The organism is Paraburkholderia sp. A1RI_3L (assembly GCF_048957895.1).
GTDB lineage: Bacteria > Pseudomonadota > Gammaproteobacteria > Burkholderiales > Burkholderiaceae > Paraburkholderia > Paraburkholderia kururiensis.
In genome coordinates this window covers 48,732-68,933 of record NZ_JARCHA010000001.1, presented here as the reverse complement: position 1 = coordinate 68,933, position 20,202 = coordinate 48,732, and the positions used below count along the sequence as shown (strand labels likewise).

At 65.1% G+C, this 20,202-nt stretch carries 19 protein-coding genes; 6 read left to right on the top strand and 13 right to left on the bottom strand.

Annotation, left to right across the window (positions count from 1 at the left end):
- Window positions 1–97: 97 nt before the first annotated feature.
- From PXJ20_RS00300 to PXJ20_RS00290, 3 genes are all read left to right on the top strand, one after another.
- Window positions 98–823 carry a DsbC family protein gene (locus PXJ20_RS00300; RefSeq protein ID WP_017776122.1) on the top strand — a complete coding sequence of 242 codons (726 nt, stop codon included), beginning with the start codon at window positions 98–100 and terminating at the stop codon, window positions 821–823.
- A 205-nt stretch (window positions 824–1,028) separates the two neighbouring features.
- Window positions 1,029–2,855, top strand: coding sequence for a M61 family metallopeptidase (locus tag PXJ20_RS00295; RefSeq protein ID WP_421029906.1), 1,827 nt, complete (start codon window positions 1,029–1,031; stop codon window positions 2,853–2,855).
- A gap of 205 nt (window positions 2,856–3,060) precedes the next feature.
- Window positions 3,061–3,657, top strand: a complete 597-nt coding sequence (locus tag PXJ20_RS00290; RefSeq protein WP_277596912.1) for an FMN-dependent NADH-azoreductase — start codon at window positions 3,061–3,063, stop codon at window positions 3,655–3,657.
- Window positions 3,658–3,769: 112 nt separating this feature from the next.
- Here the strand turns inward: PXJ20_RS00290 and PXJ20_RS00285 are convergent, their stop codons facing one another.
- The 8 genes from PXJ20_RS00285 to rpe all read right to left on the bottom strand — a co-directional run bounded on the left by PXJ20_RS00285 (window position 3,770) and on the right by rpe (window position 11,165).
- Complete coding sequence (locus tag PXJ20_RS00285) at window positions 3,770–4,615, bottom strand: uracil-DNA glycosylase (protein ID WP_421029905.1); 846 nt, start codon at window positions 4,613–4,615, stop codon at window positions 3,770–3,772.
- A 33-nt stretch (window positions 4,616–4,648) separates the two neighbouring features.
- Window positions 4,649–5,287 carry a CYTH domain-containing protein gene (locus PXJ20_RS00280; RefSeq protein WP_421029904.1) on the bottom strand — a complete coding sequence of 213 codons (639 nt, stop codon included), beginning with the start codon at window positions 5,285–5,287 and terminating at the stop codon, window positions 4,649–4,651.
- A gap of 27 nt (window positions 5,288–5,314) precedes the next feature.
- The gene (gene trpC, locus PXJ20_RS00275; protein WP_421029903.1) at window positions 5,315–6,100 is read right to left on the bottom strand and encodes an indole-3-glycerol phosphate synthase TrpC; all 786 of its coding nucleotides are present in this window, start codon (window positions 6,098–6,100) and stop codon (window positions 5,315–5,317) included.
- A 48-nt stretch (window positions 6,101–6,148) separates the two neighbouring features.
- Window positions 6,149–7,180: an anthranilate phosphoribosyltransferase gene (gene trpD / locus PXJ20_RS00270; protein ID WP_026121724.1), complete on the bottom strand. Its 1,032-nt coding sequence runs from the start codon at window positions 7,178–7,180 to the stop codon at window positions 6,149–6,151.
- Between the two features lie 17 nt (window positions 7,181–7,197).
- Window positions 7,198–7,791, bottom strand: coding sequence for an aminodeoxychorismate/anthranilate synthase component II (locus PXJ20_RS00265; protein WP_421029902.1), 594 nt, complete (start codon window positions 7,789–7,791; stop codon window positions 7,198–7,200).
- A gap of 13 nt (window positions 7,792–7,804) precedes the next feature.
- Window positions 7,805–9,298 carry an anthranilate synthase component I gene (gene trpE / locus PXJ20_RS00260; RefSeq protein WP_042302705.1) on the bottom strand — a complete coding sequence of 498 codons (1,494 nt, stop codon included), beginning with the start codon at window positions 9,296–9,298 and terminating at the stop codon, window positions 7,805–7,807.
- Between the two features lie 473 nt (window positions 9,299–9,771).
- The gene (locus tag PXJ20_RS00255; protein WP_126879628.1) at window positions 9,772–10,476 is read right to left on the bottom strand and encodes a phosphoglycolate phosphatase; all 705 of its coding nucleotides are present in this window, start codon (window positions 10,474–10,476) and stop codon (window positions 9,772–9,774) included.
- Window positions 10,476–11,165 (bottom strand): ribulose-phosphate 3-epimerase, encoded by a 690-nt coding sequence (gene rpe, locus PXJ20_RS00250; protein ID WP_126879627.1) that lies wholly within the window; start codon window positions 11,163–11,165, stop codon window positions 10,476–10,478. The genes PXJ20_RS00255 and rpe overlap by 1 nt, the downstream gene beginning before the upstream one ends.
- A 336-nt stretch (window positions 11,166–11,501) precedes the next feature.
- On the opposite strand from rpe, the gene apaG reads away from it, so the two are divergent.
- Both apaG and PXJ20_RS00240 read left to right on the top strand, forming a co-directional pair.
- Window positions 11,502–11,876: a Co2+/Mg2+ efflux protein ApaG gene (gene apaG, locus PXJ20_RS00245; protein WP_017776111.1), complete on the top strand. Its 375-nt coding sequence runs from the start codon at window positions 11,502–11,504 to the stop codon at window positions 11,874–11,876.
- A gap of 94 nt (window positions 11,877–11,970) precedes the next feature.
- On the top strand, window positions 11,971–13,221 hold the full coding sequence (locus PXJ20_RS00240) for a murein transglycosylase A (protein ID WP_126879626.1): 1,251 nt from the start codon (window positions 11,971–11,973) through the stop codon (window positions 13,219–13,221).
- Between the two features lie 69 nt (window positions 13,222–13,290).
- Here the strand turns inward: PXJ20_RS00240 and paaK are convergent, their stop codons facing one another.
- From paaK to paaN, 5 genes are all read right to left on the bottom strand, one after another.
- Window positions 13,291–14,595, bottom strand: a complete 1,305-nt coding sequence (gene paaK, locus PXJ20_RS00235) for a phenylacetate--CoA ligase PaaK (protein ID WP_017776108.1) — start codon at window positions 14,593–14,595, stop codon at window positions 13,291–13,293.
- Between the two features lie 115 nt (window positions 14,596–14,710).
- Window positions 14,711–15,172, bottom strand: a complete 462-nt coding sequence (paaI, locus tag PXJ20_RS00230) for a hydroxyphenylacetyl-CoA thioesterase PaaI (RefSeq protein WP_126879625.1) — start codon at window positions 15,170–15,172, stop codon at window positions 14,711–14,713.
- Window position 15,173: 1 nt separating this feature from the next.
- Window positions 15,174–15,965 carry a 2-(1,2-epoxy-1,2-dihydrophenyl)acetyl-CoA isomerase PaaG gene (gene paaG / locus PXJ20_RS00225; RefSeq protein ID WP_421029901.1) on the bottom strand — a complete coding sequence of 264 codons (792 nt, stop codon included), beginning with the start codon at window positions 15,963–15,965 and terminating at the stop codon, window positions 15,174–15,176.
- A gap of 48 nt (window positions 15,966–16,013) precedes the next feature.
- A complete protein-coding gene (pcaF, locus tag PXJ20_RS00220; RefSeq protein ID WP_413212569.1) occupies window positions 16,014–17,216 on the bottom strand; it encodes a 3-oxoadipyl-CoA thiolase in 1,203 nt (400 codons plus the stop codon).
- Between the two features lie 115 nt (window positions 17,217–17,331).
- Window positions 17,332–19,041: a phenylacetic acid degradation protein PaaN gene (paaN, locus tag PXJ20_RS00215; RefSeq protein ID WP_421030951.1), complete on the bottom strand. Its 1,710-nt coding sequence runs from the start codon at window positions 19,039–19,041 to the stop codon at window positions 17,332–17,334.
- A gap of 136 nt (window positions 19,042–19,177) precedes the next feature.
- On the opposite strand from paaN, the gene PXJ20_RS00210 reads away from it, so the two are divergent.
- Window positions 19,178–19,954, top strand: coding sequence for an enoyl-CoA hydratase (locus tag PXJ20_RS00210; protein WP_017776103.1), 777 nt, complete (start codon window positions 19,178–19,180; stop codon window positions 19,952–19,954).
- The last annotated feature ends 248 nt before the right edge of the window (window positions 19,955–20,202 follow it).

The window sequence follows — 20,202 nt, the reverse complement described above, 5'->3', positions numbered from 1 at the left end:
GCGTGCGGGCACCGCGACCGATGTTTCGTCAAGGCCCGTCAAGGCGATTCGCCTCAGTCAATCAAGGCAGTTAATCCAGAAACTCCAGGAAGCAGCAATGAAGATGCGTATCCGACACTGGGCGTTTGCACTCGCGGCCGCCACAACCTTGCTGGGTGGCGTGGCGCAGGCCGACCCGGTCACCGACAAACTGAAGGCCACACTCGAAGCGCGTCTGGGTTCGGACGCCCAGATCAAGGGCATCGCGAAGTCGCCCATCGCGGGGCTCTACGAGGTGAACCTCGGCTCGCAGATCATCTATAGCGACGCGAACGGCGACTATCTGCTGCTCGGCGACCTCGTGGATGCGAAGTCGCGCAAGAATCTGACCGAAGCGCGTCTGGCCGACCTCAACCGCATCGACTTCGCGAGTCTGCCGTTCGCGAACGCCGTGAAGGTGGTGAAGGGCAACGGCTCGCGCAAGATCGCGGTGTTCTCCGACCCGAACTGCCCGTATTGCCGGCAGCTCGAGAACACGCTGAAGTCCGTGGATAACGTGACGGTCTACACCTTCCTGTACCCCGTGCTTTCGCCCGATTCGACGGCGAAGGCCAAGGCGATCTGGTGCTCGGCCGACCGCGCGAAGGCCTGGGAGGCATGGATGCTCGATCGCCGCGCGCCCTCGGGCGGTTCGTGCGACACGGCCGCGCTCGACAGCAACCTCGCGCTGGGTCAGAAGATGAACGTGACCGGCACGCCCACCGTGTTCCTCGCCGACGGCCGCCGCCTGCCCGGCGCCGTGCCGGCCGCCACGCTCGACAAGGAATTGTCGGCGGTGCGCTAAACCGCTCGTCTCGCCGCCGTCCGGATCGTCGATTCTGAACCGGACGGCGCTCGCTCTTTGAGCCGCCGGCGCCGCCCCGGGCGTCCGGCAGCCACAAGCAGCGGCCAGGGCGCCTCGCCACACTGCCGAGCCGCTGACCCGCCACCGCCCGCCGCTGATCTGCCGCCGACTTGCCACCGACTTGCCACCCCAACCAGCCCACACGATGAAGCCGATCCGCTACAGCATCGTTCCCAAGCATCCCGCCGCTCATCTCTTCGAAGTCACCGTCACCGTGCCGGACCCCGATCCCGCCGGCCAGCGCTTCATGCTGCCCGTGTGGATTCCGGGCAGCTACATGGTGCGCGAGTTCGCCCGCAACATCGTCACGCTGCGCGCGTTCAACGAAGCCGGCCGCAAGGTGCGCATCGAAAAGACCGACAAGCATTCATGGCAGGCGGCGCCCGTCAACGGCGCGCTGACGCTGCGCTACGAGGTGTACGCGTGGGACCTTTCCGTGCGCGCCGCGCATCTGGACGACACCACGGGCTTCTTCAACGGCACGAGCGTTTTCCTCGCCGTGCTGGGGCAGGAAGCGGCGCCGTGCGTGGTCGACATCCAGCGCCCCGAGGGCGAGGCGTATCGGCACTGGCGCGTCGCCACGGCGCTGCCGGAAGCGCGCGGCACGAAGCGCTACGGATTCGGCGAGTACCGCGCAGCCGACTACGACGAACTGATCGACCATCCGGTGACGCTCGGCGAGTTCGCGCTCGCCACCTTCAACGCGCACGGCGTGCCACATGACATCGTGATCGCCGGTCGCGTGATCGCGCTCGACACGGAGCGCCTCGCCGCCGACCTGAAGCGCATCTGCGAAGCGCAGATCGCGCTCTTCGAGCCGAGGTCGAAGAAGGCGCCAATGGACCGCTACGTCTTCATGACGCAAGCCGTCGCGGACGGTTACGGCGGCCTCGAACATCGCGCGTCCACGGCGCTCATCTGCAATCGCACCGACCTGCCCGTGAAGGGTCGCGACGCGATGACCGAGGGCTACCGGACTTACCTCGGCCTGTGCAGTCACGAGTACTTCCACACGTGGAACGTGAAGCGCATCAAGCCCGCCACGTTCGCGCCATACGACCTCACGCAGGAAAACTACACGACGCTGCTGTGGCTGTTCGAAGGCTTCACGTCGTACTACGACGACCTGATGCTTGTGCGAAGCGGCGCGATTTCGCCGGACGAGTATTTCGATCTCGTCGGCAAGACCGTGGGCAACGTGCTGCGCGGCGCGGGGCGCTTCAAGCAGAGCGTGGCGGAAAGCTCGTTCGACGCGTGGGTGAAGTACTACCGCCAGGACGAGAACGCCGCGAACGCCATCGTCAGTTATTACGCGAAGGGGTCGCTCGTGGCGCTCGCGTTCGATCTCACCATTCGCGCGCAAACGGGCAACCGCAAGTCGCTCGACGACGTGATGCGTCTCTTGTGGCAGCGCTACGGGCGCGATTTCTATCGCGGCCGCGCAACGGGCATCGAAGAATCCGCCGTCGAGGCGCTGTTTGCCGAAGCGACGGGCGTGGACTTGTCGGTGCTCTTTGCGGAAGGCGTGCGCGGCACGCGCGACCTGCCGCTCGCCGAACTGCTGGCGCCGTTTGGTGTGTCGCTGGAACCGGACCTCGGCAAGCCTGGCAGCAAAAACGGCGACAAAAACGGAGCCAGGGACGGCAAGCCGTCGCTCGGCGCGCGCACGCGCGGCGCGGCCGAATGCACGATCGCGGCGGTTCATGACGGCGGCGCGGCCCAGAAGGCGGGGCTTTCCGCAGGCGACGTGCTGGTCGCAATCGACGGTCTGCGCGTGACCGGTTCGAATCTGGACGCGCTGCTCGCCCGTTATCGGCCGGGCGCGAAGGTCGAGGTGCACGCGTTCCGTCGCGACGAGCTGCGTGTTGCGCGTCTCACGCTCGACGGCCCGGAAGTGCCACGCTACAAGCTTGCCGTGGCGGATAACCGCACGGCGGCGCGCACGGCGCGCTCGCGCTGGCTGGCCGTCTGAACGGTCCCAGGGAGGCGGGCAGGGCGCAAACGCCCGCGACCTGTCTCCCGCCTGCGGCCAGCCGTCGGCCGAGCCTCCAGCCGCCGATTGTTCCACCGATGCAACAATGCTTCGCCGCCGCGATACTTTTTCGCGCGCCGGCGAATCCACAGAATGGCCCCACTCGCGCGACATCTGCGCGTTCCGAAACCGGATGGAGCCAAACATGACCACGATTCTGCAAATCAACTCGGCAGCCCGCTCGCAAGGCGCGCAGTCGACGCTGCTCGCCACCGAACTCACCGCAAAGCTGCAACAGTCGAAGCCGGGCGCGAAGGTTGTCGTCCGCGACCTGCTGGCCGACGCGCTGCCGCACCTCGACGACGCCGTGCTGGGCGCCTTCTTCACGCCGGCCGAGCAGCGCACGCCGGAGCAGCAAGCCATCGCCGCGCGCAGCGACGCGCTGATCGCCGAACTGCAAGCCGCCGACATCGTCGTGATCGGCGCCCCGATGTACAACTTCGGCGTGTCGACGCAGCTCAAGGCTTACTTCGACCAGCTCGCCCGCGCCGGCATCACGTTCCGTTACACGGAGAACGGTCCCGAAGGTCTGGTGAAGGGCAAGAAGGTGTATGTGGTTTCGGCGCGCGGCGGCAAGTACGCCGGTACGCCCGCGGATTCGCAGACGCCGTACATCAAGACGTTCCTCGGCTTCATCGGCATCACGGACGTCGACTTCATCTACGCCGAAGGCCTGAACATGGGTCCCGATGCGGCAAGCGCCGCGCTGGCCGGCGCGCGCGAGGCGATTGCGACGGTCTGAGCGATCACGTATCAGATCTGCCGGCGGCAACGCCGGACATGAAAACGCCATGGAACACGACGTTCCATGGCGTTTTTCTTTGGCGATCGAGCCGGGCGGCGTGTCGCCCCGTTCAGGCGAGTACTTCGGCCTCGTCGGGCAACCGCCAGTCGATGGGCGCGCGGCCGTGTGTCTGCAGATAGTCGTTCGCAAGCGCGAAGTGCCGACAACCCAGAAAGCCGCGATGCGCCGAGAGCGGCGACGGATGCGGCGCCTCCAGCACACAGTGCGGCCGGCCCGCCAGCAGCGCGCGCTTTGCCTGCGCATGCGCGCCCCACAGCATGAACACGAGATGCTCGTGACGCATGGCCAGTTCGTGGATCAGCGTGTCCGTGCATTGCTCCCAGCCGCGCTTCGCGTGGCTCGCCGCCTGGTCCCGTTCGACCGTGAGCACCGTGTTGAGCAGCAGCACGCCCTGGCGCGCCCAGGTGTCGAGGCAGCCGTGATGCGGCACGTCATGCCCGAAATTGGCCGCGATCTCCTTGAAGATATTGCGCAGCGACGGCGGCGGCCGCACCGACGGCGGCACCGAAAAGGCGAGGCCATGTGCCTGCGGCGTGCCGCGGTCTTCACCGTGGTACGGGTCCTGGCCCAGGATTACCACCTTCACCTCGTCGGGCGAGGTCAGGCGCAGCGCACGAAACACGTCGGCGGGATAGACGGTCTTGCCGGCGGCGCGCTCGCCGTCCACGAACCGGCACAGCGGCGCGTAGGCGTCGCTTTCCATGAACGGACGCAAATGTTCGCGCCAGGCGGGCGGCAGCGCGTCGAACTGGTCTTCGAGCAACGGCGGGTGCGACGAGGAAGCAGCGGCGGTCGGCTGCACGTCAACGGACGCGTTCTCGTCGTCGAAGAGCGAGGGCTGCGATGCCGCGGACGTTTGCGGCGATCGGGATCGGGAGCGGGAGGCTGAGGTCATGGCGCGCAAGTGTCGCAGCAAAAGCGTGGCGGCTCAATCTTCGCGCAGCCGGTAGCCGCGCTGGGCTTTGCTGACGTTGTCCGGAGCGAGACCAGGAACGAGCCGGCCGAGTTCGGCCGCGAGTGCGTGCAGCACGGCTTCGTCGCCGCGCTTGAGTTCCAGCTCGATCTCGCAGATCGGCATGCGGCGCACTTCAGCCGCCGAACCGCCGCTTACCTCGGCCACGACTTCGCCCTGGTCGATGGCGGCTTCCACGTCGGCCGCATCCGTGTGGATCTCCCACAGCGTGCGCGTGAAGTCCGTGCGGAAGAGTTCGATCAGATGCGGCGCCGCGCTCTGCAGTGCCGCGGCGGCCGAGGGTTCGTCGCAGGCCGCGAACAGCGCGTCGATTTCGAGCGCCGCGCCGGCCACGGGCATTTCCCATTCGTGCCGCGCGTGCAATCCGCCGGTGGCGTTGCCCGCGGTCTTGAAAGTCTGCAGCCAGCCCTGCGGCGTGCGGCGCAGACGCAGTGCGCTTCTGGCCGTGGAAAGCGTGAGTTGCGGCGTGTCGAAGTAGGCGTTTTCGAGCCGGATGGCGCGGCCGGCGTGCCCGGCGCGCGCGGTGAAGAACTGGGCCGCCGTGGCGACCTGCGCCTGCGGCAACGCCAGCTTGATTTCGCGTTCAATGGCCATGACTGCTGAGGGGACGGATGAGCGGGTTCAGAAGAACATGCGCGCAAGCTCCGCGCCCGGTTCCGCGGCCCGCATGAACGCTTCGCCTACGAGGAACGTGTTCACCGAATGCTCGCGCATGCGCTCGACGTCCGCCCGCGAGAGGATGCCCGATTCGGTCACGACGATACGGTCGTGCGGAATCGAACGCAGCATGCCGAGCGTCGTTTCCAGCGACGTTTCGAACGTCCGCAGATTGCGATTGTTGATGCCGATGAGCGGCGTGGTGAGCTTGAGCGCCTCCTGCAATTCGCGGCTGTCGTGCACTTCCACGAGCACGGCGAGGCCGAGCGAGTGCGCGTACGCTTCGAGTTCCTGCATCTGCGAGGTTTCGAGCGCGGCGGCGATCAGCAGGATGGCGTCGGCGCCCATGGCGCGCGCTTCGAGCACCTGATACGGATCGACGATGAAGTCCTTGCGCAGCACCGGCAGGTTGCACGCGGCGCGCGCTTCTTCCAGGTAAGCGGCGCTGCCCTGGAAGAACTGCACGTCGGTGAGCACGGAAAGGCACGCGGCGCCGTGGGCGGCATACGAGCGCGCGATCTCGGCCGGCACGAAATGCTCGCGCAGCACGCCTTTGGAGGGGCTCGCCTTTTTCACTTCGGCAATCACGGCGGCGAGGCCGCTCTCGTGTTTCGCGCGAATGGCGCCCACGAAGTCGCGCAAGTCTCGCGCCGACGCCGCCAGCCGCAGCTCTTCGAGCGGCGCGCTCTCTTGCGCGGCGCGCACTTCTTCGTGTTTCACCGCGATGATGCGTTGGAGAATGTCACTCATGGTTTGCGATCCTTACCGCTTCGATTACTGCTTCGATGGTTGCTTGGGTTAACGCTTGAATTGCTGCGTGAAACGTACCAGCTCGTCCACTTTGGCCCGCGCGCGGCCGCTCGCAATCGCTTCGCGCGCCACCTGGATGCCGTCCGCAATCGACGCCGCCACGTTCGCCGAATAGAGCGCCGTGCCCGCGTTCAGCACCACGATCTCGCGCGCGACGCCCGGCTTGTTGTCGAGCGCTTCGAGCAGCAGCGTCTTCGACTCGTTTGCGTCGGCCACCTTCAGCGTGCGGTTCGACACCATCTGCATGCCGAAGTCCTCGGGGTGAATCTCGTACTCGTGCACTTCGTCGTCGCGCAATTCACCCACGAGCGTAGCCGCGCCGAGCGAGACCTCGTCCATGCCGTCCTTGCCGTACACCACGAGCACGTGCTTCGCGCCGAGGCGTTGCATGACGCGTACCTGGATGCCGACGAGGTCCGGATGGAACACGCCCATCAACTGATTCGGCGCGCCGGCCGGATTCGTGAGCGGGCCAAGAATGTTGAAGATGGTGCGCACGCCGAGTTCGCGGCGCACCGGCGCGACGTTCTTCATCGCCGGGTGGTGGTTGGGCGCGAACATGAAGCCCATGCCCGTTTCGGCGATGGAGGCAGCTACCTGGTCCGGTTGCAGGTCGATGTTCACGCCGAGCGCTTCGAGTACGTCCGCGCTGCCCGACTTGCTCGACACGCCGCGGTTGCCGTGCTTCGCCACGCGCCCGCCTGCGGCTGCCGTCACGAACATGGTCGCCGTGGAGATGTTGAACGTGTGCGAGCCGTCGCCGCCGGTGCCGACGATATCGACGAAGTTGTCGCTATCGGGCACGTTCACGCGATTCGAAAACTCGCGCATCACGGTGGCGGCCGCGGTGATCTCGCCGATGGTTTCCTTCTTGACGCGCAGGCCCGTGAGAATGGCCGACGTCATCACCGGCGACAGCTCGCCGCGCATGATGAGCCGCATCAGGTGCAGCATCTCGTCGTGAAAAATCTCGCGGTGTTCGATGGTGCGCTGAAGCGCTTCCTGTGGGGTGATCATGATGTCTGCTCCGCTCTTCATCACGCACCTTGCTCCGCTGCTACGCGTTTCGACTGCTTCAGGAAGTTCTCGAGCAGCGCGTGGCCGTGCTCCGACAGAATCGATTCCGGGTGGAACTGCACGCCTTCCACGGGCAGCGTCTTGTGGCGCACGCCCATGATTTCGCCGTCTTCGGTCCAGGCCGAGATTTCGAGACAGTCGGGCAGCGTGTCGCGCTCGATGGCGAGCGAGTGATAACGCGTCACGTTGAAGTGGCGCGGCAGGTCGGCGAACACGCCTTTGCAGTCGGTTTCGATCTGGCTCACCTTGCCGTGCATGATGGTCTTCGCGCGCACCACGCGGCCGCCGAACGCTTCGCCGATGGCCTGGTGGCCAAGGCACACGCCGAGAATCGGAATGCGGCCGCTGAAGTGACGCAGCACGTCGAGCGTGATGCCGGCGTGCTGCGGATTGCTCGGGCCCGGCGAAAGGCAGATGCGCTCGGGGTTGAGCTGCACGATTTCGTCGAGCGTGATTTCGTCGTTGCGGTAGGTCCGCACGTCTTCGCCGAGTTCGCCGAAGTACTGGACCAGGTTATAGGTGAACGAGTCGTAGTTGTCGATCATGAGCAACATGGTCTGTCTCCGGTCAGAAGTCGCTGTCGAGGCCGTCCTGCACCTGCTCCGCCGCGCGCAGCACCGCGCGGGCCTTGTTCTCGGTCTCTTGCCATTCGGACTCGGGCACGGAATCCGCGACGATGCCCGCCGCGGCCTGCACGTACAGATTGCCGTTGCGGATGAGCCCGGTGCGGATGGCGATGGCGAGATCCATCTCGCCGCTGAACGACAGGTAGCCCACGGCGCCGCCGTACAGGCCGCGCTTCACGGGCTCGAGTTCGTCGATCAGTTCCATCGCGCGCACCTTCGGCGCGCCCGAAAGCGTGCCGGCCGGGAACGTGGCGCGCAGTACGTCGAAGTTCGTCATGCCGGGCTTGAGCTTGCCTTCCACCGAACTCACGATGTGCTGCACGTGCGAGTACTTTTCGATCACCATCTTGTCGGTCACGGCCACGGAGCCGATCTGCGCGATGCGGCCCACGTCGTTGCGCGCGAGGTCGATCAGCATGACGTGCTCGGCGATTTCCTTCGGGTCGTTGAGCAGTTCGGTGGCGAGTTCGGCGTCGCGTTCCGGCGTGTTGCCGCGCGGACGTGTGCCCGCGAGCGGCCGGATCGTAACGATCTGGTCTTCGCCGCGTTTTTCCTGGCGCACGAGAATTTCCGGCGATGCGCCCACCACGTGGAAGTCGCCGAAGTTGTAGTAGTACATGTACGGCGACGGATTCAGCGAACGCAGCGCGCGGTACAGCGAAAGCGGGTTGTCGCGATACGGCTTGGTGAGACGCTGTCCGACCTGCACCTGCATCAGTTCGCCGGCTGCGATGTATTCCTTGGCCTTGCGCACGGCGGTCAGGTAGTCGTCTTTCTTGAACTCGCGATAGGTTTCGGTGCGCACGCTCGCCGACGTCACGGGCGGCTGAACCGTGGTGCGCAACCGCTGGCGCAGGTCGCGCAGACGCTGCTTCGCCTTCGTATAAGCCTCCGGCGTGGCGGGATCGGCGTAGACGATCAGGTAGAGCTTGCCCGCGAGGTTGTCGATGACGGCCACTTCCTCGGTGAGCAGCAACTGGATGTCGGGCATGCCCAGGTCGTCCGGCGGTGCCGTGTGGGCGAGCTTCTTCTCGATGTAGCGCACGGCGTCGTAGCCGAAGTAGCCTGCAAGACCGCCGCAGAAGCGCGGCAGGCCCGGACGCTGCGCTACCTTGAAGCGCGCCTGGAACGCCGCGATGAATTCGAGCGGATCGCCTTCGTGCGTTTCGACAACCTCGCCGTCGCGCACCACTTCCGACACGCCGTTGCGTGTGCGTACGAGCGTGCGCGCGGGCAGGCCGATGAACGAGTAGCGCCCGAAGCGCTCGCCGCCCACCACCGATTCGAGCAGGAACGAATTGGCGCCGGCGCGTTCGGTCTGCGCGAGCTTCAGGTAGAGCGAGAGCGGTGTTTCGAGGTCGGCGAGCGCCTCGGCGATGAGCGGAATGCGGTTGTAGCCCTCGTTGGCGAGAGACTGGAATTCGAGTTCGGTCATGTTCCGATCCTGTTCATACTGGCGGCCGGTCGACGGGCCTGGTCTGGGGCGTTGCGTTGCCGGCGTGGGGCAGGCGTTTTGCCTGCGGAACCGGCGCTGCGGGCAGTCCCGGCGATTCTCCGGCTCATTGGCGCGATCCTGTTCCGGCGCGGCGCGCGGCATACCGGGTAAGGGTACACGCTCGCGCGGCACGCACAGCCTGCAGGGGCCTGGCTATGACCCGAACGGCCGGAAGGGACTACGACGACAAGTTGGATAACGCGAGGGGACTGGCGTCCAGCGCAGCCCGAGGTGTGGAAGACCTCTGTACGACTAAGGCTGGATGGAACGCGCAACGAAGTAAAAAACAGCGCCGAAGACGAGCTTCAGCGTACCTCAGCAGAGGTTAGTGCGACCAGCGACGCCAGGGCCATGCTCCCCGGTCGATGCTGCTCAGACTCCGTTTTTTATTCAGAAACATGAGGAAGGACTGTTCAAGTCGGTGAATTGTGCGCCGCGATCGCCTTGGCGGCGTCGAGCAACGTGGCGACTATACCATCCGAATCGATTTTGTGTACAGGCTGGCCATGGTTGTAGCCGTAGGGCACGGTGAGCGTCGCCATGCCGGCCGCCCGGCCCGCGAGCGCATCGTTTTCCGAGTCGCCGATAGCCACCGCGACCTGCGGCGCCACGCCGAGCGCGGTGCACGCCGTCAGCATGGGCAGCGGATCGGGCTTTTTACGCGCCACGCTGTCGCCGCCCAGGATCACGCTGAAGTAGTCGAAGAGGCCATATTGCCGCAGCAGTTCGATGGCGAAACGGTGCGGCTTGTTGGTGACGCAGGCGAGCTTCAGGCCGGCGTCGCGCATCGCGACAAGGCCCGCTTCCACTTCGGGATAGAGCCGCGTGTAACGGCCGTTGATGCGTGCGTACTCGTCCTGGTAGAGCGCGAGAGCTTCGTCGAAGCGGCTTTGCGCTTCGTCTTCGGCGAAGCGCGGCGCGAGCACGCTGCGGATCAGATGCTCCGAGCCCTTGCCGACGTAGCCGACCACTTCCTCGCGCGAGGTTTCTTCCGCGTCGAGCTGCGCCAGCATGCCGTTGAGGCCCGCGGCGAAGTCGTCGGCCGTATCGACCATCGTGCCGTCGAGGTCGATGATCGCGGCTTCGATGCGCGGCGCCGTGAAGGTAGGCGCGCGCATTACTGGCCGTGCTTCACGGTGGCGAGCGCGCCGCGCATGTCGTCGATGACGGCGCGGTAGTCGGGCTTGCCGAAGATCGCCGAGCCGGCCACGAAGGTGTCCGCTCCGGCTGCCGCGATTTCCGCGATGTTGTCCACCTTCACGCCGCCGTCCACCTCGAGGTGAATCTCGCGGCCGGTCTTGTCGCGATAGGCGTCGATGCGGCGGCGTGCCTCGCGCAGCTTGTTGAGCGCTTCGGGAATGAACGACTGGCCGCCGAAGCCCGGGTTCACCGACATGATCAGCACGAGGTCGACCCGGTCCATCACGTGGTCGAGGTAGTTGAGCGGCGTGGCCGGGTTGAACACGAGGCCCGCCTTGCAGCCGTGATCGCGGATCAGCGAGAGCGTGCGGTCGATGTGGTCCGAACCTTCGGGATGGAAGCTGATCAGATTCGCGCCGGCCTTGGCGAAGTCGGGCACGATGCGGTCGACGGGGCGCACCATCAGATGCACGTCGATCGGCACCTGGACGTGCGGGCGAATTGCCTCGCACACGAGCGGGCCGATCGTCAGGTTGGGCACGTAGTGGTTGTCCATCACGTCGAAGTGAATCCAGTCGGCGCCGGCGGCGACAACGTTGCGGACTTCTTCGCCGAGCCGCGCGAAGTCTGCGGACAGGATGCTGGGAGCGATGCGGAATTGCGTCATGACGTGATGGGAAAGGGCGAATCGAAAGGCGTCATTTTACCGTTGCGCGGGCGGCGGGGCAGGGAAGGAGGGCGGACGTGCCCCGGCGGCGACGGACCGTGGCGGATCGTGGCGGGCCCCGGCGGTGAGCGCGGTAGAAATGCCGCTGGCCTTGCCTGCCGCGCTTATCTCGCCGTTCTGCCCGCTGTTTTGTCCGGTTGCGGGGCGTGGCGGCATCAAGCAGAATGCGAAACCAGATCGAATCTGCCGCCGCAGCCCGCCGGGCCAGTCCCGCCAAGACGTTGCGGCAGGCGGCGCCGGGCACGCTCCCGGCTTCTTCACCACACCGGAATCAGGATGAGCCAGTACGAATTCAGCGTATCGGCGCAGGTGCGCTACCTTCCCGAAGAGTCGGACCCGGATCGCCGCCAGTACGCGTTCGCTTACACGCTCACCATCCGCAACACGGGACAGGTGACGGCCCAGTTGATTGCGCGCCACTGGGTGATCACCGACAGCGACAATCACGTGCAGGAAGTGAAGGGGCTTGGCGTGGTCGGGCAGCAGCCGTTGCTCAAGGCTGGCGAGCAGTTCGAGTACACGAGCTGGGCGGTGATCGCCACGCCGGTGGGCACGATGCGCGGAGAGTACTTCTGCGTGGCGGAAGACGGTGAACGGTTCGACGCGACCGTTCCGGAATTCGTGTTGCGCATGCCGCGCACGCTGCATTGAAGGGCGGCCCGCAGCGCAGCGTGCCGACTAGTTGCGTGGTTTGTCGTGCTCGGCGCGCTTATGCTTCTTCTTGCCCGACGCGGTCCAGACAACGATGAAGATCAAGAGGAACAGCGCGAGGAGCGACTCCAGCGCGAAAACGAGCATGGGGTATTCGTCGAACAGATCGGACATGGCGGCTTCCATCAAGAGCAGGCATTGTATGCGGTTTGCCCAGCGTGCCGCGCAGTGGGCCGGCGCGGTTTCGATCGCGGTCTTGCTGGCCTCGTGCGGCGGGCGTCCGCCGCTGAAGACGGCACCGCCCACGGGCGCCGCGATCGTCCCCGGCCAGATTGCGGCGACGCGCCTCACGCCCGTGGCCTGGCAACAGGTGGCAGGCTGGGAGGACGATTCGCTGATCGGCGTGACGGCTGCGCTGCGGCAGAACTGCACGCGGCTCGCGCGCGATTCGCGCTGGCAACGCGTCTGCGCCGCCGCAGCGCAGATCGACGATCTCGACGTGACGACCGCCCGCAAATTCTTCGAAACGTATTTCACGCCGTTCCAGTTTTCGAACAACGACGGCACGCTCGATGGTCTCGTGACTGGCTACTACGAACCACTGCTGCGCGGCTCGCGTACGCGTCACGGCGTGTACCAGACGGCGCTCTACCGCTGGCCCGCGAGCGTGCGGCCGGGTGCTGCGCTGCCGTCGCGCGCGCAACTCGAGCGCTCGGGCATCCTGAACGGCAACGAACTGGTGTGGGTCGACGACCCCATCGAAGCGTTCTTCCTGCAGGTGCAGGGCTCCGGTCGAATCGTGATGGAAGACGGCAGCGTGATGCGCGTGGGCTACGGCGGTACGAACAACCAGCCGTACAAGTCCATTGGACGCTGGTTGTTGGACCGCGGCGAGATCACGCCCGCGCAGGCCACCATGCAGGGCATCAAGGCCTGGGCGCGCGCGAATCCGTCTCGCGTCGATGCGCTGCTCGATACCAATCCGCGCTTCGTATTTTTCCGCGAGATGCCTTCGGCCGAAGGCATGGCGCAGGGCGGTGCCGATGGTCCGGTGGGTGCGCTCGGCGTGCCGCTCACACCGGAGCGCTCCATCGCGGTGGACCCCTCGTCTATCCCGCTCGGCACACCGGTGTTTCTTCAGACCACGCGGCCCATGACTAACGCGCCGCTGAATCGCCTCGTGTTTGCGCAGGACACGGGTACGGCAATCAAAGGCGGCGTGCGGGCCGACTACTTCTGGGGCCTTGGCGACGAGGCCGGCGACCTGGCCGGCAGGATGAAGCAGACGGGCAGGATGTGGCTGCTGTTTCCCAACGCGGATGCTGCGGCGGTGGCGGCGCGGTAAAGCCCGGCGGCTTGCCGCTTCCCGTGCCTGCACCACCACCGGCCACCACCGGCCGGTCTGCCGGTTCACTCAGCGGCTGGCGTGCCGTTTATCCACTACGCGCCGCGCCTTTCCAACCGAGCGCTCGATTCCATTCACGGCTAGCACGTTGACCACCGCGCTCACGCCGATCAACGCCTTGATGTCGTAGGTGAGCGCTTCTTTCGCAGCTCGCAGAACGGTGGAGTCGGGCGCAGTCTCCGGGCACGGCTCGACGTTGACCGTCATGACGTCGAGCGGTCCTTCCTTGGTCAGCACGATCTGGTAATACGGCGCGAGCGCGTGCTGCTTCAACAGCAGCTCCTCGATCTGCGTCGGGAATACGTTGACGCCGCGGATGATCATCATGTCGTCCGAGCGGCCCGTGATCTTTTCCATGCGGCGCATGGTGCGCGCGGTGCCGGGAAGTAGACGTGTGAGGTCGCGCGTGCGGTAACGGACGATGGGCAGCGCTTCCTTGGTGAGCGAGGTGAAGACGAGTTCGCCGAATTCGCCTTCGGGCAGCACTTCGCCTGTTTCCGGGTCGATGATCTCGGGGTAGAAATGGTCTTCCCAGATCGTCGGGCCATCCTTGGTTTCGACACATTCCGACGCAACGCCCGGCCCAATGACTTCCGATAGGCCGTAGATGTCCACGGCCTCGATGCCCATGCGTTCTTCAATGGCCTTGCGCATGTCGTTGGTCCAAGGCTCGGCGCCGAAGATGCCGATGCGCAGCGAACATTTCGCCGGGTCCACGCCTTGCCGTTCGAGTTCGTCGGCGATGGAGAGCATGTAGCTCGGCGTCACCATGATGATGTCGGGTTTGAAGTCCTGAATCAGCTGCACCTGCTTTTCGGTCTGGCCGCCGCCAAACGGGATGACCGTGAGGCCCGCGCGTTCGGCACCGTAGTGTGCGCCGAGGCCGCCTGTGAAGAGCCCGTAGCCGTAACTCACGTGCACCTTGTCGCCGCGCCGTGCGCCGGCCGCGCGGATCGAACGGGCGACGAGTCCGGCCCAGGTATCGATATCGCGCGCCGTATAGCCGACTACGGTCGGTTTGCCGGTGGTGCCCGACGATGCATGAATTCGCGCGATCTGATCCTGAGGCACCGCGAACATCCCGAACGGGTAGTTGTCCCGCAGATCCTGCTTGGTCGTGAACGGAAAGCGCGCGAGGTCGGCGAGCGTTTTGAGCTCCGCGGGGTGTACCCCTGCTTCGTCAAACTTGCGCCGGTACACCGGCGAGTTTTCGTAGGCGTGCGCGAGCGACCATTTCAGCCGCGACAGCTGCAATGCGGCGAGTTCGTCGCGGCTCGCCGTTTCAATGGGGTCGAGCGGCAGCGGGGTAGTCATCGATGTCTCCTGGGTGCTTTATGAATAGTAGGCGGCTCGTGCGGCGAAACAATCAGCACAGGGCCCGTTGTGTGCGGCGGGCCTGGATGGGCTGATTCGGTTCGGCCTCGCTGCGTTATTCGGGAACCGGTATGACCTGGCCGCGAATCTGTGCGGACTTGCCGCGAAACATCGCGACGGTTTCGCCCGCGCGGTTCGTCACGCGAATGTCGTAGATGCCCGTGCGTCCGTTCAGCACCTGTTCCGTTGCTTCGGCGGTCAGGACTTCGTCGGGTTGCACAGGCCGCAGGAATTCAATCGAACAGCCAGACGCGACTGTGCTGATGTTGTACGAGTTGCAGGCGAACGCAAAGGTAGAGTCGGCGAGCGTGAAGATGAGGCCGCCGTGGCAGATGCGATGTCCATTGAGGAAGTCGGGCCGCACGGTCATGCGCATGCGCGCGTAGCCGGCTCGTACTTCCAGCAATTCGAGGCCGAGCGCGCGGCTGCATGCGTCGGCTTCGTACATCGACTGGGCGGTGGCGAGGGCGAGTTCGTCGGGCGTCATGGGCGGGTGCGGGTAATGAATTGAGGACATGTCAGCGGCCCTGGAAGCGCGGCGCGCGTTTTTCCATGAAGGCTTGTACGCCTTCCATGTAGTCGTGCGAGTTGCCCAGTTCGCGCTGCAGGTCGCGTTCCAGGTCCAGTTGCTGCTCGAGGGTATGCCCCGAGCCCTGCCGCATGGCCTGCCTCGTGGCGACGATGGCACGCGTGGGCTGTTGGGCAAGTTCTGTGGCCAGGCGAATGGCCGCGGACGGCAAATCGGCGTCGTCGACGGCTTGCCAGATGAGCCCCCAGGTTTCGGCCTTTTCGGCGCCGAGGCGCTCGCCCGTCATGGCGAGCCCGAGCGCGCGCGCCATGCCGACCCGCTGTGGCAGAAACCAGGTGCCGCCCGAGTCCGGTACGAGGCCGATTTTCACGAATGCCTGGATGAAGCTTGCGGATCTTGCGGCCAGCACGATGTCGCAAGCGAGCGCGAGGTTCGCGCCGGCGCCGGCAGCGGTTCCGTTGACGGCAGCGACGACGGGCATCGGCAGTGACTGGATTTTTTTCACGAGCGGGTTGAAGTGCTCTTCGATCAGGGCGCCGAGGTCGGTCATGGCGCCGGGCGTGAAGTCCAGATCGGCGAGATCCTGCCCGGCACAGAACGCGCGGCCCGCGCCCGTCAGAATGAGTGCGCGAGCGTTGGCACCCATCACTTCGTCGAGCGCGCCTGTCACTTCGAGATGCATGGCCCGCGTAAAGCTGTTGAGCTTGTCCGGCCGGTTCAGTGTGAGCGTTGCAACGTGCGTGGATGCGTCGAATTCGACGCGGATCGCTTCGTAGGACATCGGTTGCCTCCTTGTCTCCGCTGCGTTGGCTGTGGCGTCCTGGTGCCGTTAAATGCGTTCGATGGCAAGCGCAATGCCCTGACCGACGCCGATGCACATGGTGCAGAGCGCGAAGCGGCCCGCCGTGCGTTCCAGTTGGTGAAGGGCGGTGGTGACGAGCCGCGCGCCTGATGCCCCGAGCGGATGACCCAGCGCAATCGCCCCGCCGTTTGGATTGACACGGGGATCGTCATCGCGAAGGCCGAGAAGGCGCAATACGGCGAGACCCTGCGACGCAAAGGCTTCGTTGAGTTCGATGACGTCGAATTGATCGAGCGAGAGCCCGGTTTGGGCGAGCAGCTTTTTGGTGGCGGGCGCGGGGCCGATGCCCATGATGCGCGGCTCCACACCGGCCGTCGCCATACCGATGACCCGCGCGCGCCGGCGCAACCCGTACTGGTCGGCGGCCTTGGCGCTGGCGAGCAGCAATGCACACGCGCCGTCGTTCACGCCCGACGCGTTGCCGGCCGTTACCGTACCGTCGGGCCGGACGACGCCTTTCAGTTTGGCAAGCGCTTCCAGCGTCGTGCTGCGTAGGTGTTCATCCAGGCTCACGCGTATCGGGTCGCCCTTTTTCTGCGGGATTTCGACCGGGACGATTTCTTCGGCGAGCGTGCCATCTTGTTGGGCGCGTGCGGCCTTTTGCTGGCTGCGTAGTGCGAAGGCGTCCTGGTCGGCGCGACTGATGCCGAACTGCACCGCCACGTTTTCGGCGGTTTCGGGCATGGAGTCCACGCCATATTCGCGTTTCATCCACTCATTGACGAAGCGCCAGCCGATGGTCGTGTCGTAGATCTTTGCTTCGCGGGCAAAGGCCGACGCAGCCTTGCCCATCACGAAAGGCGCGCGGGTCATGCTTTCTACGCCACCCGCAATCATGAGTTGCGCCTCGCCTGCCTTGATGGCTCGGGCGGCGCTGCCCACGGCGTCGAGGCCCGACCCGCAGAGCCGGTTCAGCGTGCCGCCGGGCACATCGACCGGCAGGCCGGCAAGCAGCGCTGCCATGCGCGCGACGTTCCGGTTGTCTTCGCCGGCCTGGTTGGCGCAGCCGTACAGTACGTCGTCGATTGTTTGCCATGCCACGCCGGGATTGCGCGCGATGAGCGCCTTGATGGGCACGGCAGCGAGGTCGTCGGCGCGCACGTCCTTGAGGGCGCCGCCATAGCGGCCAAACGGTGTGCGGATTGCGTCGCAGATGAAGGCGTCGGTCATCGTGGGTTCATTCCTGCGTGAGCGCGAACCGGGCAAGGCGCCAGTTCGTCGGCTCGTTCATATTAGGGAGCCTGTATAGGGAGCCCGTAGCGCGCGGGCTATTCGGCCGGATGGCCTAGGCCGTCTTGCCGACTTCCGCAGTCGGTGCTTTGGGTTCAACATGAACCCGGCTTTGAACGACGCGGAATCGGTTCGCGACGAAAGCCGCGTCGGTCAGGGCGGCGTTGGCGGCGGGATTGGCCCCAGTGCCGTGGAAATCCGAGAACGCCGCAGACTGGTTGACGAATACGCCGCCCGTCAGATTGATCGAGAGAGCAACGCCGCCTTCGATCGAAGCCTCTTGCGCTGCTTCGATCACGGCGTCGTCGGTGCTGTATACGGAGAGCGTCAACGCGCCGTGATCGCGTGCAATGGACCCCGCGAGTTCGAGCGACTGCGCGGTGGAGTCGGTGGCGATGACGAACGCGATGGGCCCGAACCATTCGTGGGTGAACGTTGCGGCGTCCTTTGCGGCATCGAGCTGAAGGACGAGCGGCGTGCAGACGCGGGCTTCGGGAAACTGAGGATGTTCGAGCGCTCGGCTGTCCACCAACAAGCGGCCGAGCTTGCGCGCTTCATCGATGCGGCGCTTGACGCCCTCGTTCTGGATGGCGCCCAGCACCTCGACCGCCCGCGCGGGATCGGCAACGAGCTTCTCGACGGCTGACGTTATCGCAGCGGCCGCGTCGTCGAAGCTCAACGTTCCCTCGGCGGTCCGGATGCCGTTGCGCGGGATGTAAATGTTTTGGGGCGCCGTACACATCTGACCGGAGTAAAGCGCGAGCGAGAAGGCGATGTTGCGCGTGGCTGCCTTGATGTCGTCGACTGAGTCGATCACGACCTGGTTGACACCGGCCTTCTCGGTGAAGACGTGTGCTTGCGGCGCGTGCCGCTCGAGCCATGTGCCGTTTTGCGTGCTGCCCGTGAAGTCGATCAGTTTGATTTCGGGGCGTTGAGCCAGCGCCTGGACGAGCGCGCCATCGTCGGGAGCCGTGGCGAGCAGCGTGACGACATTTGGGTCGAAGCCCGCTTCGCGCAGCACGTCGCGCGCGATGCGTACGGTGATGGCAAGCGGCAGAATCGCGCCCGGATGGGGCTTGACGATGACCGTGTTGCCAGTCGCCAGGTCGGCGAACAGGCCTGGGTAGCCGTTCCAGGTCGGAAACGTGCAGCAGCCGAGGACAAGACCCGTGCCGCGCGGGACGATCGTATAGCGCTTGTGCATCGCGAGCGGCGGGTTCTTGCCTTGTGGCTTTTCCCAGTAGGCGGTGGCCGGAATGCGGCGCAGCTGGTCCCACGCGTATGCGACCGCTTCGAGCGCACGGTCCTGTGCGTGGGGGCCGCCTGCCTGGAACGCCATCATGAAGGCTTGCCCGGTCGTATGCATGACGCTATGAGCGATTTCGAAGCTTGCGCGATTCAGCCGGACGAGAATTTCGAGGCTCACTCCGACCCATGCCGTCGGGCCTGCATCGCGCCAGCTCTTCTGTGCGCTGGCGGCCGCTGCGATCAACTGGTCCGGCTCGGAACGGGGGTAACGAATACCGAGGGCAAAACCGAATGGAGAAGCTTCGCTGCCGACGGTATCGCCCGTCGAGGGCTGGTCCAGCGGGAAGGCCCGATTCAGGTGGGCCTTGAATGCCGCTTCACCGTCCGCACTCGCCGTTTCCCCGTACACTTTGGGGCTGGGCATTTCGGCGAACGGACTCCAGTAGCCGCGTGTCCCGATGGCGGTCAGCGCCTTTTGAAGCGTGGCTTCGTGTCTGCTGAAGAGCGGGTGTGTCATGGCGGGCGAAAGAAGATAGGCGTTAGATGAGTCCGTGTCAATTAATTGACCGACCGGTTGGTTGGCAAATGTTAGCATCAATCAAATTTCTGCGCGAAACGTTTTGTTCGCGCGTCACTTTGAAAACGGAGGACGCATGGCATACGAAAACATCCTGGTGGAAACCCGCGGCAGGGTGGGTCTCGTTACGTTGAATCGACCTAAGGCATTGAACGCACTCAACGACGCGCTCATGGATGAACTGGGCGAGGCGCTGCGCACTTTCGATGCGGACGAAGGCATTGGCGCGATCGTGGTGACGGGTAGCGAGAAAGCATTCGCGGCCGGTGCGGACATCGGCATGATGGCCACGTATAGCTTCATGGACGTCTACAAAGGCGACTACATCACGCGGAACTGGGAGAGCGTGCGATCGATCCGCAAGCCGATCATTGCGGCTGTGGCGGGTTTTGCGCTTGGCGGCGGGTGCGAGCTGGCGATGATGTGCGACATCATTTTTGCTGCTGATACGGCGAAGTTCGGGCAACCGGAGATCAAGCTGGGCATCATGCCGGGTGCGGGCGGCACACAGCGCTTGCCGCGCGCTGTGTCGAAGGCAAAGGCGATGGACATGTGCCTCACGGCACGCTTCATGGATGCTGAAGAGGCGGAGCGGGCAGGCCTTGTATCGCGGGTGATTCCGGCTGCGTCGTTGATCGACGAGGCGATGGCGGCGGCAACCACGATCGCGGAAATGCCTTTGCAGGCTGTGATGATGGTGAAGGAGTCGGTCAATCGGGCATACGAGACGACGCTGGCCGAAGGCGTTCACTTCGAACGCCGGCTTTTCCATTCGTTGTTCGCGACAGAAGACCAGAAGGAAGGCATGGCGGCGTTCGTGGAGAAGCGCAAGCCGGTGTTCAAACACCGTTAAAGGTGCCGCCTAAAAAAACTGCTTGCCACGGGCGCGGGAGGTGACTAGAATCTCGCTCTTTCGCGCTCCGGGAAACGGGGCGCGGGGAGACGGGAAGGCCCGCGTGGCGGGGCGTTCCGGGCGATGGTGGTGAAGTTGGCGGGTTGGGAAGTGGTAAAAAACTGGTAAAAAACCTGTTGACGGCTGACCCGGAAGTCTTCATAATCTCGTTTCTCTGCTGCTGATGCAGCGACGCAGGCGGTGCTGGA

Coding starts and splice junctions, on each gene's coding strand:
- trpC (WP_421029903.1), bottom strand. CDS start 6,100: ATGAGTGACATTCTCCAACGCATCATCGCGGTGAAACACGAAGAAGTG.
- PXJ20_RS00295 (WP_421029906.1), top strand. CDS start 1,029: ATGAAGCCGATCCGCTACAGCATCGTTCCCAAGCATCCCGCCGCTCAT.
- trpE (WP_042302705.1), bottom strand. CDS start 9,298: ATGACCGAACTCGAATTCCAGTCTCTCGCCAACGAGGGCTACAACCGC.
- PXJ20_RS00265 (WP_421029902.1), bottom strand. CDS start 7,791: ATGTTGCTCATGATCGACAACTACGACTCGTTCACCTATAACCTGGTC.
- paaK (WP_017776108.1), bottom strand. CDS start 14,595: ATGACTACCCCGCTGCCGCTCGACCCCATTGAAACGGCGAGCCGCGAC.
- rpe (WP_126879627.1), bottom strand. CDS start 11,165: ATGACGCAATTCCGCATCGCTCCCAGCATCCTGTCCGCAGACTTCGCG.
- PXJ20_RS00280 (WP_421029904.1), bottom strand. CDS start 5,287: ATGGCCATTGAACGCGAAATCAAGCTGGCGTTGCCGCAGGCGCAGGTC.
- paaG (WP_421029901.1), bottom strand. CDS start 15,965: ATGTCCTACGAAGCGATCCGCGTCGAATTCGACGCATCCACGCACGTT.
- PXJ20_RS00285 (WP_421029905.1), bottom strand. CDS start 4,615: ATGACCTCAGCCTCCCGCTCCCGATCCCGATCGCCGCAAACGTCCGCG.
- PXJ20_RS00210 (WP_017776103.1), top strand. CDS start 19,178: ATGGCATACGAAAACATCCTGGTGGAAACCCGCGGCAGGGTGGGTCTC.
- PXJ20_RS00300 (WP_017776122.1), top strand. CDS start 98: ATGAAGATGCGTATCCGACACTGGGCGTTTGCACTCGCGGCCGCCACA.
- PXJ20_RS00290 (WP_277596912.1), top strand. CDS start 3,061: ATGACCACGATTCTGCAAATCAACTCGGCAGCCCGCTCGCAAGGCGCG.
- paaN (WP_421030951.1), bottom strand. CDS start 19,041: ATGACACACCCGCTCTTCAGCAGACACGAAGCCACGCTTCAAAAGGCG.
- apaG (WP_017776111.1), top strand. CDS start 11,502: ATGAGCCAGTACGAATTCAGCGTATCGGCGCAGGTGCGCTACCTTCCC.
- PXJ20_RS00255 (WP_126879628.1), bottom strand. CDS start 10,476: ATGCGCGCGCCTACCTTCACGGCGCCGCGCATCGAAGCCGCGATCATC.
- PXJ20_RS00240 (WP_126879626.1), top strand. CDS start 11,971: ATGAAGATCAAGAGGAACAGCGCGAGGAGCGACTCCAGCGCGAAAACG.
- paaI (WP_126879625.1), bottom strand. CDS start 15,172: ATGTCCTCAATTCATTACCCGCACCCGCCCATGACGCCCGACGAACTC.
- pcaF (WP_413212569.1), bottom strand. CDS start 17,216: ATGACCGACGCCTTCATCTGCGACGCAATCCGCACACCGTTTGGCCGC.